12 protein-coding genes are annotated in these 16,842 nt (G+C 47.2%); 5 read left to right on the top strand and 7 right to left on the bottom strand.

Translation table 11 applies throughout. The features are described from left to right. Positions 1-176: 176 nt before the first annotated feature. Entirely contained in the window at positions 177-1,112 is a 936-nt protein-coding gene (locus BM200_RS00665) for a glycoside hydrolase family 43 protein (protein ID WP_091180158.1), read from the bottom strand. Positions 1,113-1,518: 406 nt separating this feature from the next. On the opposite strand from BM200_RS00665, the gene BM200_RS00660 reads away from it, so the two are divergent. Continuing rightward, positions 1,519-2,595, top strand: coding sequence for a substrate-binding domain-containing protein (locus tag BM200_RS00660; protein ID WP_091180156.1), 1,077 nt, complete (start codon positions 1,519-1,521; stop codon positions 2,593-2,595). 67 nt (positions 2,596-2,662) lie between these two features. Here BM200_RS00660 and BM200_RS00655 read toward each other — a convergent pair whose 3' ends face one another. From BM200_RS00655 to bglX, 3 genes are all read right to left on the bottom strand, one after another. Then, positions 2,663-3,646: a LacI family DNA-binding transcriptional regulator gene (locus BM200_RS00655; protein WP_091180154.1), complete on the bottom strand. Its 984-nt coding sequence runs from the start codon at positions 3,644-3,646 to the stop codon at positions 2,663-2,665. A 78-nt stretch (positions 3,647-3,724) separates the two neighbouring features. Beyond that, positions 3,725-7,087: a GH36-type glycosyl hydrolase domain-containing protein gene (locus BM200_RS00650; protein ID WP_091183386.1), complete on the bottom strand. Its 3,363-nt coding sequence runs from the start codon at positions 7,085-7,087 to the stop codon at positions 3,725-3,727. A 44-nt stretch (positions 7,088-7,131) separates the two neighbouring features. Then, the gene (bglX, locus tag BM200_RS00645) at positions 7,132-9,288 is read right to left on the bottom strand and encodes a beta-glucosidase BglX (protein ID WP_091180152.1); all 2,157 of its coding nucleotides are present in this window, start codon (positions 9,286-9,288) and stop codon (positions 7,132-7,134) included. Between the two features lie 505 nt (positions 9,289-9,793). Between bglX and BM200_RS00640 the strand changes: the two genes are divergently transcribed. The 4 genes from BM200_RS00640 (at position 9,794) to BM200_RS00625 (ending at position 13,565) form a co-directional block, all read left to right on the top strand. Then, positions 9,794-11,041 (top strand): sugar ABC transporter substrate-binding protein, encoded by a 1,248-nt coding sequence (locus BM200_RS00640; protein ID WP_091180149.1) that lies wholly within the window; start codon positions 9,794-9,796, stop codon positions 11,039-11,041. A gap of 88 nt (positions 11,042-11,129) precedes the next feature. Continuing rightward, positions 11,130-12,017 (top strand): carbohydrate ABC transporter permease, encoded by an 888-nt coding sequence (locus BM200_RS00635; protein WP_091180146.1) that lies wholly within the window; start codon positions 11,130-11,132, stop codon positions 12,015-12,017. A 20-nt stretch (positions 12,018-12,037) separates the two neighbouring features. Beyond that, a complete protein-coding gene (locus BM200_RS00630) occupies positions 12,038-12,886 on the top strand; it encodes a carbohydrate ABC transporter permease (protein ID WP_091180143.1) in 849 nt (282 codons plus the stop codon). 151 nt (positions 12,887-13,037) lie between these two features. Next, positions 13,038-13,565 carry a hypothetical protein gene (locus tag BM200_RS00625; RefSeq protein ID WP_091180141.1) on the top strand — a complete coding sequence of 176 codons (528 nt, stop codon included), beginning with the start codon at positions 13,038-13,040 and terminating at the stop codon, positions 13,563-13,565. A 69-nt stretch (positions 13,566-13,634) separates the two neighbouring features. Here BM200_RS00625 and BM200_RS00620 read toward each other — a convergent pair whose 3' ends face one another. From BM200_RS00620 to BM200_RS00610, 3 genes are read right to left on the bottom strand one after another with little or no spacing between them, the layout of a single operon-like run. Continuing rightward, the gene (locus tag BM200_RS00620) at positions 13,635-14,957 is read right to left on the bottom strand and encodes an ABC transporter substrate-binding protein (RefSeq protein ID WP_091180139.1); all 1,323 of its coding nucleotides are present in this window, start codon (positions 14,955-14,957) and stop codon (positions 13,635-13,637) included. Positions 14,958-15,004: 47 nt separating this feature from the next. Next, positions 15,005-15,841, bottom strand: a complete 837-nt coding sequence (locus tag BM200_RS00615) for a carbohydrate ABC transporter permease (RefSeq protein ID WP_091180137.1) — start codon at positions 15,839-15,841, stop codon at positions 15,005-15,007. After that, the gene (locus BM200_RS00610; RefSeq protein ID WP_091180134.1) at positions 15,838-16,791 is read right to left on the bottom strand and encodes a carbohydrate ABC transporter permease; all 954 of its coding nucleotides are present in this window, start codon (positions 16,789-16,791) and stop codon (positions 15,838-15,840) included. The genes BM200_RS00615 and BM200_RS00610 overlap by 4 nt, the downstream gene beginning before the upstream one ends. Positions 16,792-16,842: the final 51 nt, after the last annotated feature.

Below are 16,842 nucleotides of genomic sequence, written 5' to 3'. Positions count from 1 at the left end.
AATCCGTTCTATGATCAGAGAAAATCGCGAGTCCGTACGAGTCCCAACCGGTCAATTGGCATCGATATCTACCGCCTGGAACCCTCCGGCAGCTGTCAATTCTATAAATCTCTCATCACTGTCGATCGCACCGATTCCGGCACGCGTTAATCCTCGTAACATCAATTGTTACCTCCTTATAGTTGACCATTCGCTCCGAGTGTACGTGCACGGACACCTTCAAAACTGATTTTCACAGGACGAATCGTGTTATCCTCATTGAAGATAAGCCTGTCGATACAAACCACCCGATGATTCGCTGCAGTTTCTGTCAATGGACGCCGATGATAGACGATATAGTACTCATCCGTATCCGGAATTTGAATATAGCCGTGATGGCCCGCACCGGTTGCTACTTCAGGATCCTGCTGCAAAATCGTATCCATTCTCTCGAATGGTCCGACCGGCGAGTCTGCCAATGCGTACGCTACCCGATAGTCCGGTCCGCCCCATCCGCCTTCTGCCCACATAAAGACGTAAAGGCCGTTTCGCTTGATCATACAAGGGCCTTCTACATAACCTTCCGGCGTCACTTCCTTATAGAGGCTGCCGTCCTCGAATGGAAGCAGACTAATCATATCCTCACCCAGACGGACGACATTGCAATGCCCCCATCCTCCGTAATAGAGGTATACCTGGCCGTCTTCATCCTGAAAAACATGCGGATCGATAGGTTGCGCTCCATGATGGAAGCGGTCAATCAATGGCTTTCCGATGGCATCGCGGAATGGCCCCTCCGGCCGGTCCGCTACCCCGACGCCGATACCCCCGGCTTCGTCATTGCTTTGAATATCATTGGCCGAGAAATAGATATAGTATTTCCCGTTACACTCTATAGGGGAAGGTGCCCATACGGCTTTATGCGCCCAGCTAAAATCTTCAATCGCAAGAATCCGTTCCACCTTCGTCCAATTGACCAAATCATCCGAATAAAAGGCATCCAGGAAAAGCTGTTCCTCGTATTTCGCGGAGTATGTCGGATAAATCCAGTACCGCCCTTCGAAGATTCTCGCTTCCGGATCGGCATACCAGCCGGAAAACACAGGGTTGCTGCTAAACAATCGATTATTCATTTATTAATCCTCCAATTCTGTTGTAAGAAAGTATGTATACGAAGAAGAATAGATTAGATTCATAGCTTTATAGAAGGTGGACTTCCACCGACTTATCCCTCAAGGTTAAGCGCTTACACAAACCTGACAATCTCTACTTTACCTATCCCTCCTCGCTTACTATACACTTGACAGCCAAACTTATTATGCTAACCACAACAAGTTCACACACTATCTTGGAACTTATAGTAATACGAACTCCTAAATTTTTCAAACCTTTTTTGTTCAAAAACGTGCAACTTCCGGCTCTATTCGCAAAATCTTCACGAAAACCTTCATATTTCGCAACTTTCAGAAAAAGTTAGTATACCATTTTGACTTTAGTTAAGTTATAATCAAAGAAATGTTGTTATGAGGTGACTCGAGAATGAGCGAAAAAGAACCTGCATTACCCAAGTATCAACTCGTTAAGGACTATGTCTTGGCCCAAATCGAGAATCAGGAAATTACGAAGGATGATCGTATACCAAGTGAGTCCGAATTTTCCAAAATGTTGAATGTCAGCTCGATTACGGTCAGAAAGGCGCTTTCCGAGTTAGTTAACGAAGGGGTTATTTACCGCATACGGGGAAAAGGAAGCTTCGTGGCGGCGAGCCAAACGGCCATAGCTGAGAAAGCTTCTAATTTGGTTGCCTTTGTGATCTCCGGAGTTGAAATGTACGACAGCTCCTATATGCAAATTATGAAAGGCATTCAATCCTTTCTCGGCAAAAACGATTGCAAATTGATTATTGAATTTGTGGAAAATAACTTCGAGGAAGAACGCGAGCTTATTCTGAGACTGCTCCAGTCGGGTATTCGCGGGCTTCTCATTTACTCCTCCGATCCTGTCGCAGCGAAGAGCTATCTGAATGATGTCCGCAAGAAATCGATTCCTTTTGTCATGCTTGACCGTTATCCTCCAGGGTATCCCGTCAATGTTGTGACTTGCAACAATCACGACGGAGCTTATGAAGCCGTGGAATACTTGATTCGGAATGGACATACGCAGATCGGGTTTGCCGCTTACGATTTCCATCTCAGTCCAGAGGTAGACCGTTATAACGGCTATAACAATGCGATTGCAGATGCTTCCCTGCCTTCTAACAGAAAGCTTTTGTATCTGGAGAAGGAATTGGATTACGATGCGCTCACCCGCCAAATTCAGGAGGGAGAAATTACGGCGCTATTTTGCGCCAATGACAAACGAGCCCTTGAAGTGCTTGAGCAACTGACCAGCCGGGGCATTCGAATTCCGGAGCAAATTTCGCTTATGGGCTTTGATGATTTTGAAAGCTCCAAATTTGCTAAAGTAGCATTAAGTACCGTAAAGCAATATTTCGACGTTCTTGGCTACGAGAGCGCCAAGCTGCTGTTTGAAATCAGCGAAGGTAATTCCTACGGCAACAAAAAAGTCATGCTGCCTACTAGTCTGGTTATTCGCGATACGGTTAGTCCGGTCTAATAGTCAAAAAAAAGAGATTCCCTATCCAGGATAGAGAATCTCTTTTAACATTTCCTGCTATTTTGAATTACTTTTCCGATCCAACTGAACAACCTTTGATCAGAGTAACATAGATCCGTTCATGCTCAACCGTATCACCGCTTATAAGCTTGATCAGCTGTTCGGCAGCAAGTGCGCCCCACTTGCGCTTCGAATAATCAATCGTGGATAGGCGCGGCTGCGTATAGGAAGCCAGCTCCATATTATCGAATCCGATGATATGAATTTGTTCCCCGATCTTAACGTTTGGATGATGCTCTGACAAATAGTTAAACATACCGATCGCCATTTCATCATTGAAGCAAAATACTGCTGAGGAGACCAGGCCGCTATTGCTGTCTGCCATTATTCTCTCGGCTGCCCGCTCTCCCGCTGCTTTGTTAAAGTCGCCTTCGATAACAATAAGCTGAGCACCAGCTGTCCTCTCTACCACTTGTGTAACTGCCTGCAGCCGCTGCTTCGAATCATACGAGCCGTTAGGTCCCGTAACGACGTAAAGCTTCCGATGTCCTTGCTCGATCAGATACTCTGCAGCCAGCATAGCTCCTGCCTTGTTGTCCAGCAGCACCTGATTAATATTCGAATGTGAAAGCTCTCTATCGAGCACAACAAGCTTATGACCACGATCTGCATAGCTCAGCAGCTGTTCGTTGCCAAATGTCTCGTCCAATATTATGGCTCCGTCGATCATTCGCTCGGGCAACATCCGATGGGACTGCTTGCCGCTGCATACTATAAGGTCATAGCCCTTTTGCGTCAGAATCTCCTTCGTCCCTTGCAGGAGATCACCGTAGAACGCCCCGCTGAAGTCGGTAAGAAAGACACCGATAATCTTCGTTTCCCTCGTCTTAAGCGATCTTGCAGCCGCATTCGGGACATAATTCAATTCCTTGGCGATAGCAAGTATTCTTGCCGTCGTCTCATCTGTCACCTTGGGGCTGCCGTTAAGCGCATAAGATACCGTCGAGATCGAGACCCGTGCTTGTTTAGCGATATCCTTAATACTAACCACAGTTCTCGCTCCTATCTATCATTGTTCCACCATTATATCACAAAGACTGGCGGTTCTTGGATACCGCCAGTCTGCTTCTTACATGAAAATTTCTATCCGATTGGACGATGCATGCAGGCTTGCTTGCAATTGCTCACCCGGAATTTGCATGCCACCTGTACGATAGCGGTTAGCTGACGGTATTAGCGGCATCTCCTTGCCGTTAATCGTTACTTTTGTGATCTGCTTCGCATCACTGATCCGATAGATGAAGGTAACCGGCAAGCCGTTCCACATGAATTCGAATTGCATGCCGTCAAGCTTGGCAGGCAGAATCGGGTCGATCACCATCTCGCCTTCTGATTGACGAATGCCAAGTGCATTCGAGATCAATTGGTTCATATAAATTCCAGGGCCGCTTGAATAAATCCGCCAGCCGCCTTTAACCGGCACTGTACCTTCGCGCAGTTCGCCGAATCGATCCTGTGCCTCATAACGGTTGTTGAACTTACCATCGGAGCTGCTGAAATACGAGTTGCTTTGGCGCAGCTCTGCATTTGGCACGACATCCCGCAGACCAACTGGATTAATCATGAGCAGGCTTTGCCATACTTCATCGGATTTACCAAGCTTCGCCATTGCTTCTACATAGCGGATATGAGCGTGCACATATTGCAAACCAACCTCACGGCCGAAGTTCGCAGCTTGCTCCGCGCGTTTGAAGTTTGTGCTCACGCCGCCCGCATACTGCGCAGGACGATTCATGAGCCGCACTCCATCCGGGCAATACAGCTGTTCTTTAATAATGCGATAATGCTCCGCCGCTTGCTCCTCAGTCAACAGCTCGCTGATCATGCTGCGCGTCATTGGGAGAAGTCGGTATTGAATGCCTGTAGTTGTATCTGTTGGGTGAAGCATCAGCTTCGCATCGCCTGGCTTCTCCATATAGACAAAGCCCGGGATCACTTCTTGCTGAAGCATGTATCGGTTGAAATCTTCTTTGATAGCGGAAGCCAGCTCTGTAAGTTCCGTTGCTAGAGCAGCATCTACGGATTCCATCACTCGCCCAAACTGTGCAATCGTTTGGTAAGTTAACGCAACCGTCCAACTGCTGATCATATATTGCTTCAACTGCGCATTAGCCGGCTGAAGGGTATCATCCCAATCACCGTCGCCATACGAAGACAAATGCGTATCATGCAGGAAATGATCGATAATATAACCAATTTCCTTCAGAGCATGATCAAGAAGCGTTGCTGTTTCCGTCGTGAACTCACCTTTATGGCGCACCGTATAAGGAACACGCTCTTGCAAAATGCTGTAATCTTTCGTCGCAGCAATATAATCGCCCAGCACTTTCAGCGGCCATACAATAATATCGCCATGGCTCTCTTCTTGCTGAATGCGGGAGTATTTGTCGAACATGAACCATTGCGGCCAATTGCCGTCATCCTCATATTGATGCGAATAGACCGTCTTCAGAATTTCTGCAACCTGCTCATATTTTCGCATCGCCATAAAGTATTCCGTTGGCCCTTGGCAGACGTCACGAGTTCCCCACGCCGCGCCGCCGTATTGTTCCAGACCATGTGGAACGGAATAATGGACGAGCATATTATGCGTGTACCACCATGCCAGTGCATTCACTTTATTCAGCTCAGCTGCAGCATCAGCAGTACCTTCTCCCGATAAACGGAAGCCGTTCATTACATGACGGAAAAATTCACGGTAGCGCTCGATTTCAAGCTCCGATTGCCGCTCTGTAAATGGAAGATTCTCACCATGCAGAAGTCCTTGCATCGTGATCGTCCATTGTGCACTCGCACCAAGCGAAAGAACGACTAACGAACCCGCTCCTTGCTTAACTCCGCTGACAAGCAGGCTTTCATCACCAACCGTCACATCCGCTCCGGCAACATTCATCCGGTATTGCAGATCAGGGAAAACGGACGTGCTGATTGATTCATGATCTGCCTTAAAGGTAAGCACGCCATCCGCTTGCTCCATATAGAAGGGAAGCTCAAATTCATTCGTGTTCATCGACACTTGGTTCGTAACGAGGTAACGATACGTTTTCCCGCTTATCGAGCGAACTTGGAGCTTCACCTCAGGTGTATCAACGGTTGTAAAGTTCGTAATGATAAGCGTATCTTCTGCCATTTTGTAATACCAACGGGCATAGTTGAAGCCCATCTCGAACATCGAAGGCATAGTGAGCAGGCGGTATGTTCCTTCCTGCTCAATATAGATACGTTGACCCGATGTCTTGAACGTATTCAGAGCGCTGCGGGCATTGGTAAGCATCTTATGGAAGTTCGTATTGCCTGCAAGCAGCTGGGAATTGAAAATACCATACATATAAGAAGTAGTCGTCATGACGTTCTCCGTCATTTTGTCGTTGCCGCCGGACATTAGAATATGACCATGCGGACGCTCAACAAGCAGCTCCTTCTCCTTCAGCACGATATGCTCATGCGTGTCCGTGAAGAAGGACAAGAGTTTGCCATCCTGCCATTCCTCTTGATGACGGACTGGGAAATAAGCATCCATCTCAGCTGCAGTCAGCGAAGCCGTTTGTACCGGAGAACCGATGGCAGTAGAGAACTCAACCTTTCCTACAGGCTTAGAAGCTGCTGCAAGATCAGCCTCTTTTGTACGCTCAGCCTCTTCCCAAGCGTTACGCACCTCTGTTAGGAACTCCAATGAGTCAACAGCTGAAGGATGATTCGCCTTGAACATCCCATAAAATACGAAGCGAGCTTCCCCTTTAAGCTGAGTAAGTTCCGATTGCAGAGCTGCATATCCGAATTCGTATTGATATACTTCATTCGCCAATTCAGACTTGCCAAGTGCTTCTGGCACATCTGTTTCTTTATAGCTTAGGCCAAAAAATTGGAACCCGTCTGTCGAATAGCCAGCCGCACCTGTAAGCGAACCATGCTGCATATAAGGGAATGCGCCGCCCTGCATGGGCTGATTCTGACGGAAGCAGAGCACATAGCCTTGTTCCTCGTCTTTAAACGCTTTATGGTCGACATACTGGGACATATAGGCTTCATTTGTCCGTACCGCACCAATATCAGCCAGTCCAATATCTTGACCATAAATGATATCGATCTTCGCTTCGCTTCCTTGCAAGTCAAGCGTTACATCCCAGAACCAAATGCCGTCCTTTGTCGCAGTGAATACAACACGGTAAGAGATAGCCCCAAACGCTGTCCCCTCCCAAAGCAGACGACCACCTGCAGCCGACATGCGGCTCGTTGAACGAATGCCAAGCAATGGCTCGTAAGAAATGCCTTCAGCGCTAAACATGCGCAAATAAATGTTGTTAAGCGATCCATCCACCGGGTTCGACACTACTTGATTCAGCAACGTTCCTTGATGCATGGCTTTTGAAAGATCCCCGCTGTTTAGAAAATCAAACGTCAGCTCTCCCGCTTTTACCTGTACCAAATCCATTGCCTTAAGCGTATTGACTTCCACTCCACTCACTGCCTTTCTATCTACTTGCTTAGTTTGAATTTTAGCGCCGATACATCCCGGCTATTAGGACCGATATAAAGTTCAAATTCACCAGGGTCGCTGGCAAAGGTAAGATCAGCATGATAATAACGCAGCTGCTGCTCCTCAAGCGTGAAGGAGATTTCTTTACTCTCGCCCGGCTGCAGCATAACCTTCTTGAATGCTTTCAGCTCCTGCAATGGACGAACAACATCGCCCGCCATATCCCTTACATATAACTGCACGATATCCTCACCGGCGCGAGTTCCCGTGTTTGTTACCGTTAAGTTGACCTGCAATGGTTCCGATGCGCTCATCGTATCCGCAGCCATCACCGCTTCGCTGTATTTAAAGGTCGTATAGCCTAGCCCGTAGCCAAATGGCAAGAGTGGTTCATTCGGAATGTCTAGATATTGGGAAACATACCTCACCTGAGCATCCGGTGCGCCTTGCGGTCGGCCGGTATTAAACCGATTATAATAGACTGGAATTTGTCCTACGGAATAAGGGAATGACATTGTCAGCCTTCCCGTTGGTTCTGATTCACCAAACAGCAGCTCCGCAATAGCGGCTCCACCCTCTGTTCCAGGGAACCAGGCTTCCAGTACTGCATCCGCTTGATCAATAACGCCATGCAAATCAAGTGGGCGTCCGTTAAATAAGACAGCAACCATTGGCTTACCGAGCTGCTTCAGCTTAGAAATCAGTTCCAGTTGAACTTGTGGCAGCTGGATATTGGATCTGCTTCCCGCTTCTCCGCTCATATCCGAATGCTCACCTAGTGCGAGAACAAGAACATCTGCCTCACTTGCCGCTGCAATCGCCGCTTTTAATTGTTCCTCTGTTGCGGTTTCAATGCCGCAGCCCTCTGTTACAGACAAGAGCGATGCATCAATCTTGCTTCCTATGCCTGCTGCCAGCTGGACAGCCTCATCCTTGGATCCAAGCCAAGACCAAGGGCCAAGAATATCGCCATTCGCCGCAAACGGGCCGATTAATGCGATTTTCTGTTCGCGATTAAGCGGGAGAACGGAATCATTTTTCAAGAGAACACATGATTTAAGCGCCAGCTCCCGAGAAGCGTTCCGGTGTGCTTCCGAGCTTACAAGTTCCTGCTCAAGCTGCGCATTTGCGCCGCGGTATGGCTGTTCGAACAGCCCAAGCTTTTGTTTAAGCTCCAAAATACGAAGCACAGCCTCATCGATCAGCGCTTCGTCAATCTCCTTCGATTCAACAAGCTTTTGCAGATGATCGGAATAACAAGTCGTCATCATCTCGATATCCACACCAGCTCTGATCGCTTTTATCGCCGCTTCCGCCTCATTCGCCGCAACACCGTGTGGGATCAATTCTTTTACCGCGCCCCAATCAGAAATCATGACGCCGTCAAACGACCACTCTCCGCGAAGCAGATCACGCATAAGCCACTTGTTGCCTGTTGCCGGAATGCCATCCACCGTATTGAATGCCGTCATCACCATCTCGCAGCCTTCATCTAGAGCTGCTTTATAGGAAGGCAAATAAAATTCGCGAAGCTGACGCTCAGATAGATCGACCGTATTGTAGTCGCGTCCACCTTCTGCTGCCCCATATGCTGCAAAATGCTTCACGCAGGCAGCGACACGGCTGACATCATTCACAAGATCTTTCCCTTGGAATCCTCTTACGAATGCTCTTGCAAACTCGCTGTTCAGATAAGGATCCTCGCCAGTCGATTCCATTACTCTGCCCCATCTCGGGTCGCGTACGAGGTCAACCATTGGAGCGAACGTGACATGTACTCCAGCCGCAGCCGCTTCCTTAGCAGCAATCTCAGCACTCTGCTCAGCCAGCTCCAAATCCCACGAGCAGCCGATCGCCAGTGGAACCGGGAAGATTGTTTTGTAGCCATGAACGATATCCGCCATAATGAGCAGTGGTATTCCTAGACGATTAGTCGCCAAATGCTGCTTCTGGACGTTAATAACATCTTCAGCACCAGTCAAGCCAAGCACCGAGCCGGTATTGCGAACCGTCTCTTCCGTTATGCCCATCTCAGCCATAGGCCCAGTTATTTGTCCATCCGCACCTTGGAAGAATGGCGCCGCCAGCTGAAGCAGCTGGCCAATCTTCTCTTCAAGTGTCATAAGCTGCAAAAGTTCGGCAGGTTGCTTCATCATATCCGTATTCCTCCAGTTGTCTTTATTGTTTGCAGGTCAGCATCTCTTTACTTATAGAAGTGTCTAACGCCTGTCTTTACACATATCGAAACGTTTCGATTGTTTTCTATTTTGGATTATAAACAATTCAAAAAGAGACGTCAATTGCTGCTGCAACAAAAATTGAAACGTTTCTATTGCTATATAATCCCTATTTAAGCCTTATAAAAAAACGCTTGAATACGATTTCACTTTGAATTATAATAACCTCGAAACGTTTCGATTGCATTATCCTTATCTGTTTGAAAGTTGTAAGCGGGGTTGTTTCTGTATCATAGAAACGTTTCACCACATGAAATAGCATGTCATATAGATGTGGCGAATGTTCTTGTTTCAGAAATGCAAGGTTCAGCAAAATAGCTTAAAAATGCGGCTACTATGTTAAATATCAGCCGCTAGAGTGCATAACATGCACTTAATCACTGCATAGTACTAAACATAATCATTAACTTGGGAGGAATTATTTATGTTTAAGAAAACGGTAACTGTCTTAGCCAGCTCCATGATGCTTATCGGAGCACTCTCTGCTTGTGGAGGAGGCAATAACGATGAAGCCGCTAACGGCAAGGTAACGATCAACGTTTGGGGTATGGGTGAGGAAGCTAAATCTCTGCCGAAGATTGTTGAGGAGTTTGAAAAAGAAAACCCTGACATTAAAGTAAATGTACAAGCCCTTCCTTGGGATACTGCACATGACAAGCTGCTCACGGCTGTTGCTTCTAAAAAAGGCCCTGACGTTCTTCAAATGGGTACAACATGGATTCCTGAATTCAGCTCTGCTGGTGCACTTATGGATCTTACTCCTTATATCGAACAATATCCTGAGCTGGCTGAATCGAATTTCTTCCCAGGCTCCATTACTACGACTAAATTCGAGGACAAAACGGTTGGCGTGCCTTGGTATATCGACACTCGCGTCCTTTACTACCGTACAGATCTTCTTAAGGAAGCTGGCTACGATCAAGCTCCAAAAACTTGGGACGAGCTGAAAGACGCTGCAACGAAGCTGAAAGCTCGCGGCGGCAACAAATACGGCATCAGCCTTGATGTGAATGAGCAGTCTCTTCTGTTCATGTTTGCTCGTCAAAACGGCTCTAAGCTGATCGACGAGAACAACAAGCCGCTGTTCAATCAGCCTGAGTTCAAAGAAGCAGTCGACTACTTGAACAGCTTCTTCAAAGATGGCGAAGCACCAATTGATCTTGGCATGGACATCATCCCTGCATTCAAAGGCGATGGCATTCTTCCAATGTTCATCAGCGGACCTTGGATGATCAAACTGATCAACGATCAAGCGCCTGAGCTTGCTGGCAAATGGGCTACAGCTGTTCTTCCTGCTAAAGAAAACAATATCTCTGCTCTTGGCGGCTCCAACTTGTCCGTCTTCCAATATACAGAGCATAAAGACGAAGCAATGAAATTCCTGGATTACATGAGCAAGCCTGAGACACAATTGAAATGGCTGGAACTGACGAACTCCCTTCCTTCCACTAAGAAAGCTTGGGAAGATCCTGTTCTGACATCTGACGCTAACCTCAAAGTAATCGGCGAGCAAATGAATGCTTCTGAGCCAATGCCGCTTATCAAGCCTTGGGAAGAAATTGCTCAAAACGTTCTGACTACGTTCGAGAAAATTTATCGCAATAAAAATGCTGACGTACAAAAAGAACTGGACAGCTTCAATGCTAAATCCGAGGAAATCTTGAATAAATAATGATCGCTAGTATCGACAGCGCCTCCTGTAACGGAGTCGCTGTCGGTTCCATTTTGGAATGGCGCTCATAGCAAAGGAAGGGTCGTATATGAAAGGGATGTCCCAGAGCAAGGCACCATATTTCTTTATCGCTCCAACGCTTATTTTACTTACCTTATTTTCATTACTACCGATCCTCGTGGCTCTGATCATAAGCTTTACGAATATGGACTTGGCCGGACTTGCTGATTGGTCCAATATTTCATTCGTCGGACTCAAAAACTATATTGACGTACTCGCAGATCCCATTTTCACGAAAGCCATATTGAATACCTTGTTTTACGTTATTGTCGGGGTACCTCTTGTCATCTTATGCTCGCTTGCGATTGCGATCATGATTAATTTCGGCGCGAACCGTGTGTTTAAAGCTTTCCGAATTGTATATTACATGCCTTCGGTGACGAACGTTGTTGCCGTTGCGGTCGTATGGGGCTTCCTCTACAACCCTGCATTTGGTCTCCTCAACTATGTACTCGATTCGGTCCATCTGCCTGCCGTCCCTTGGCTGCAAGATCCAATTATGGCCAAGATTTCACTTATTCTCATGGCGGTATGGAGAGGGGTCGGTCTAAATATGATCATCTTCATCGCCGCACTGCAAGGTATCCCGAAATCTTACTATGAAGCAGCTCAGCTTGACGGAGCCAGCACATGGAAGCAGCTTATCCATATTACTATTCCTATGCTTCGCTTCGCGATTTTCTTCGTATCGATCACAACGATGATCGGCTGGCTGCAATTCTTCGAGGAACCATTCATCATGACAAATGGCGGACCGCTCGACAGCACGACTTCCGTAGCCCTGTTCATTTACCGCAATGGCTTCCAGCTTAGCCACTTCGGTTATGCAGCAGCTGGTTCGTTTGTCCTGTTTATCGCCATCATTGTTATTACAATGGTACAATTCAAATTTCAAAATAAAGAAACCGATCTATAGTCCACACGGAGGTGTAACGGATGAGTTCGCAAGCAAAAGCATCAAACGCCTCAAGCAGCGACAAATTGCTCAAGTGGATACTGGGCATTTGCCTCACCGTTGGCGGTATATTGGTCATCCTTCCTTTCGTATGGATGATCCTGTCTGCCTTCAAGCCGGAGGGCGAGATTCAGAACATCCCGCCTACCCTGCTGCCTGAGAAATTCACAACAGAAAACTTTAAAAATTTGTTCCAGAATATGAACTTTGGCGTCTATTTGAAAAATACGCTTATGATCGTCTTCTTCTCGTTTATCGGCTTATTCATGAATGCAATGGCCGGCTTTGGTTTTGCGAAATATAAGTTCAAAGCTGACAATAAACTGTTTTATATCGTGCTCGCAACGATGATGATTCCTGGTCAAGTGACGATGATTCCAGTCTACTTGATCCTGAATCAAATGCATCTGACGAATACGATGATTGGTATCGTATTGCCTGGCCTTGTCGGAGCTTTCGGCATATTCTTGTTCCGCCAGTTCATGTCCACCATCCCGGATGAGCTTCTGGAGGCAACTCGTCTAGACGGTGCAGGCGAATTCCGTACTTTCCTTCAGATTGTGCTTCCGATCTCCAAGCCTATTCTCGCCGTACAGGGGATTCTTGCCTTTATCGGCGGATGGAACAGCTTCCTATGGCCGCTTATTATCGCTAATGATGAAAAGCTCTACACCCTATCCGTCGGCCTATCCTTGCTCAAAGGGCAATATGGCGGCAACTATGCGCTCCAAATGGCCGGCTCTACCTTTATGGTTGTGCCGATCATCATCATCTTCATTTTGTTCCAGAAACATATTATTGAGAACTATGCCATTTCAGGCATTAAGTAAAACACCAGAGGCAGCCATCAAGGTCATTATTGACCTTGATGGCTGCCTCTTATTGTTAATCCTTTTTCCACTAATACGGATTGCACAGGTTTAAATTATGCTCTGTCGGTTTATGCTGATCGAATACGAATGACTTGGAGATATGCTGCTCATGGATTTATTCAATAACCTGCTGGTCAGAAAAGCTTTTGCAAACCCTAAGCTAAGACAACATATCGTAAATAAAGGAACCATGTTCCTGTATTGCGATTACGCGGGCTTCGCCTCGCGCAACGTTTATGGCGCAGCTTGCTGCATGGTGTTTAATCGAACCATAAGCCTCTCAGCCAAGAAACTGCCCCTAACAAAGGATTACGGCTCAAATTACGGTGAAATGATGGCGATCAAATTCAGCCTGGAAACACTTGCAGGCGCCTTAATGGAGCATCAACCGAAGATTGCGGTCATATTTACCGATTGTATCCGCATTTCGCATCTGCTAGCACAGTCGCATGTTCGAGAGGAGCGAGGAAGAGAAGAACTAGCAGCAACTCTAGCCAGCCTCAATCTTTTGTACCCCGATGTTAGCATTCAGATCAAATATATGAGCAAACACAAGAAAAACAACCACTTACATAGACTAGCTCACAATGCCGCGAGAGAAACTGCCTTAGCAAACGTTGGAATAGAAAAACCTTAAATCCCCCTGGGATTTCTAAAAAAGCGGCAAACCCGGATGAGTTTGCCGCTTTTCATGATTCGTAAAAGATTATTTTGAGCTTTGCTTTTCCGCGATCGCGTTGCCTGATTTGGTTATTTCATTATAAGCATCTTCGAGCGATTTCTGGCCGAACATTACGGCATCCATCGTTTTCTTGTAATTGTCTATCCACTCCGTCCATCCTGCAGCAGCCGGTGAGAATGGCATCGCTTTATCCTTCGCCACGTCGTACAATTCCTTGCCGAGCTTATCCTTCTCTTCCAAATTAGGCTCAAGAGCTGCGTAAATATCGTCGTAGATCGGAATGCCGAAATTCATCCCATACGTTTGGCCGGCTTCCTTTTCCGTAACGAACCATTTGATGAAAGCCTTAGCTGCATCCTTATGCTTCGCATCGGTGCTTACGCTCAGGAAGATAGTCGGCTGCGCCCATCCGCCGCCCTCCGGCCCGACCGGCATGTTGACGATGCCCACTTTCCCCGGCATTAACTGCGTCAGCGCGCCTACCGAACCAACCGTGGCTCCTCGTGTCATTACTTTGCCGCTTGCCATCGGATCGGCCTGTGGATCATTATCCTTGAAGGCGCTGCCCATGTCCGCAGGAGGAACGATTTTCTTTTCGCGGAATTCCGCATATATGCCGTAGAACTTCATGAACAGCTCTTTGTCGAGATTGAATTTCTTGCCATCCTCTTGAATAATCGGGCCTTTGCCGTACGACATTTGATAGTATAGGTAATGATCCCACGTAGTCGAATCGCCGATCGGATAGACGCCTTCCGGAAGCTTGGCGCGCGCGTTTCTTGCAAAGTCAAAATATTCATCCCACGTCCAGTCTTTCTTCGGCAGCTCGATGCCGGCAGCCGCAAGCGCTTCCTTGTTAAATGCAATGCCTTGCGCATTACGGCTGATCGGGATGCCGTAAAGCTTGCCGTCTATTTTCAAGTTTTCCAACGTTTTATCATCAATGACGCCGGTCAGATCGATATCTGATAAATCCTCCAGTGTGCCTCTCGTCGCAAATTCCTGAATGTATGCGCCGTCCATGTGAAGGACATCCGGCAGCGAATGGGAAGCAGCAAGCGTCGGCAGCTTCTTCCAGTAATCGTCCCATGCCATATATTCAGGCGAGAAGGTGACCGATGGATTTAATTTCGTATACACCTCCTGCGTTTTTAGCATCGCCTGATGCCTGGTATCCGGTCCCTGCCACATGATCTTAAGCTTTACCGGAGCATTGGGATCTGCTTTACCGCCGCTGTTTGCAGCATTCGACTCTCCATTATTCCCGCCGCTATTCCCGCAAGCCGTCAATGCTAATGTAGCTGCAAGCGTCAATAACGTTAATCCTTTGAGAATACTTTGCTTCATTCTCTTTTCCCCTTTACCTTATAATTTGAGCTGTACCTGCCATGTTGTTATCCCTTTAAGCCCGTCGTTGCGATTCCCTCGACGAAATGCTTCTGCGCGAAAAAAAACAAAACGACGGACGGCATAACCGAAACAAGTGACATCGCGAGCAGCTTGCCCCATTGGACTTCAAATTGATCCACGTACATGCGCAGAGCCAGATTGACCGTAAAATTGCCAACCGAATTCAGATACAGCACTTGTGCGAAGTAATCGTCCCAGCTCCATATGAACGTAAAGATCGCCACCGTCACCAAAGCAGGCTTTATAAGCGGCAATACAATCCGATAGAAAATGCCGTAAACCGATGCACCGTCGATTTTGGCAGCCTCATCCAGCTCTCTCGGGATGCCCCTTATGAATTGCACCAGCAAAAAGATAAAGAATGCGCCGCCGCCGAAGAAATGCGGGAGAATTAGAGGAACATAACTGTCCATAAACTGCAGCTTATTGTAGAGAATATATTGCGGAACGATCGTCACTTGCCCCGGAAGCATCATCGTAAGCAAGAGAATCGAAAATAATACGCCGCGGAACTTGAAGTTCAACCGTGCAAAGCCGTATGCAACAATCGCGCTTGTGACAACGCCGCCCAGCACGTTCCAAAACTCCATAAGGAGCGTATTTCCGAAGAAACGTGCAAACGTAAATTCCGGAGAAAACTGCCAGCCCTGCGTGTAATTTTCCCAAATCGGTGTTGAAGGCCAGATGGAAGGCGAGCTCATCTCGGCCGTCGTTTTGAGCGAAGCGCCAACCCACCAGATAACCGGGTAAAGCATCAGGAGAGAGAACACGATCAGCAGCAGATGGCTGGTGAATTTATTACTTCTAAGCGCATTGTTCATTTTTGCTTCCCTCCATCCGTCTCGTAAAATACCCAGTAGCGCGATACCAGAAAGTTAATGGCGGTAATTAGTGCTACAATAACGAGCAGAATCCAGGCAAGCGCGGAAGCGTATCCCATTTGATAATGCTTAAACGCCTTATCGTAGAGGAACAGTGCGTACATGTACGTCGAATTGATCGGACCACCCTGCGTAATGATGGAGGCGGCGGTAAACATTTGGAACGAACCGATAATACCAAGCACCAGGTTGAAAAACATAACCGGCGACAGCATCGGCAGCGTAATGTGGAAAAACTTCCGAATCTTTGAAGCACCATCGACCGATGCCGATTCATAAAGCTCGTTTGGAATCTGCTTCAGACCGGCCAGGAAGATGACCATTGTAGAGCCGAATTGCCACGTATTAAGCAAAATCAGCGTTCCAAGCGAGGTATCCGGATTCGTGATCCATCCGACGCCTTCAATGCCGAACCAGGCAAGAACCTGATTGAAATAACCGTTCAAACTAAACATGTTGCGCCACAGCGCCGCTACGGCTACGCTCCCGCCAATGAGAGAAGGAAAATAGATCGCCGTCCGATAAAGATTCATGCCCTTCAAATTTTTGTTCAGCATCATCGCGACCATTAATGAGAAGAAAAGCTTAAGCGGGACAGAAAACAATACAAAAATAAAGGTGACCTTCAGCGATGTCGTGAAATCGGTATCGTTCTTGAAAATGTTGACGTAGTTTTGCGTTCCGGTCCAGGTCGGAGCTTCAAGCAGCGAATACTCCGTAAAGGACAAATAAAACGACTGGATGATCGGCCATACCGTAAGCAGCAAAAAGCCGAGCAGCCAGGGCGAAATGAATATATAGCCTGCCAGATTGTTATTGTTCGATCTTTTGAGTTTCTTCGTCAAGCGCAGCTTTACAGCCGCCGGCTTATTCACAGCTTCAGCCTTCATCTCGCGTTCATCTCCCCTCACAGCATCTATAGGCTCATTTTATTGAAATCG

The sequence above is a fragment of the Paenibacillus catalpae genome (genome assembly GCF_900112695.1).
Lineage (GTDB): Bacteria > Bacillota > Bacilli > Paenibacillales > Paenibacillaceae > Pristimantibacillus > Pristimantibacillus catalpae.
Note: the sequence above shows the minus strand (reverse complement) of the source record. Positions and strands in the feature narration are given on the sequence as shown.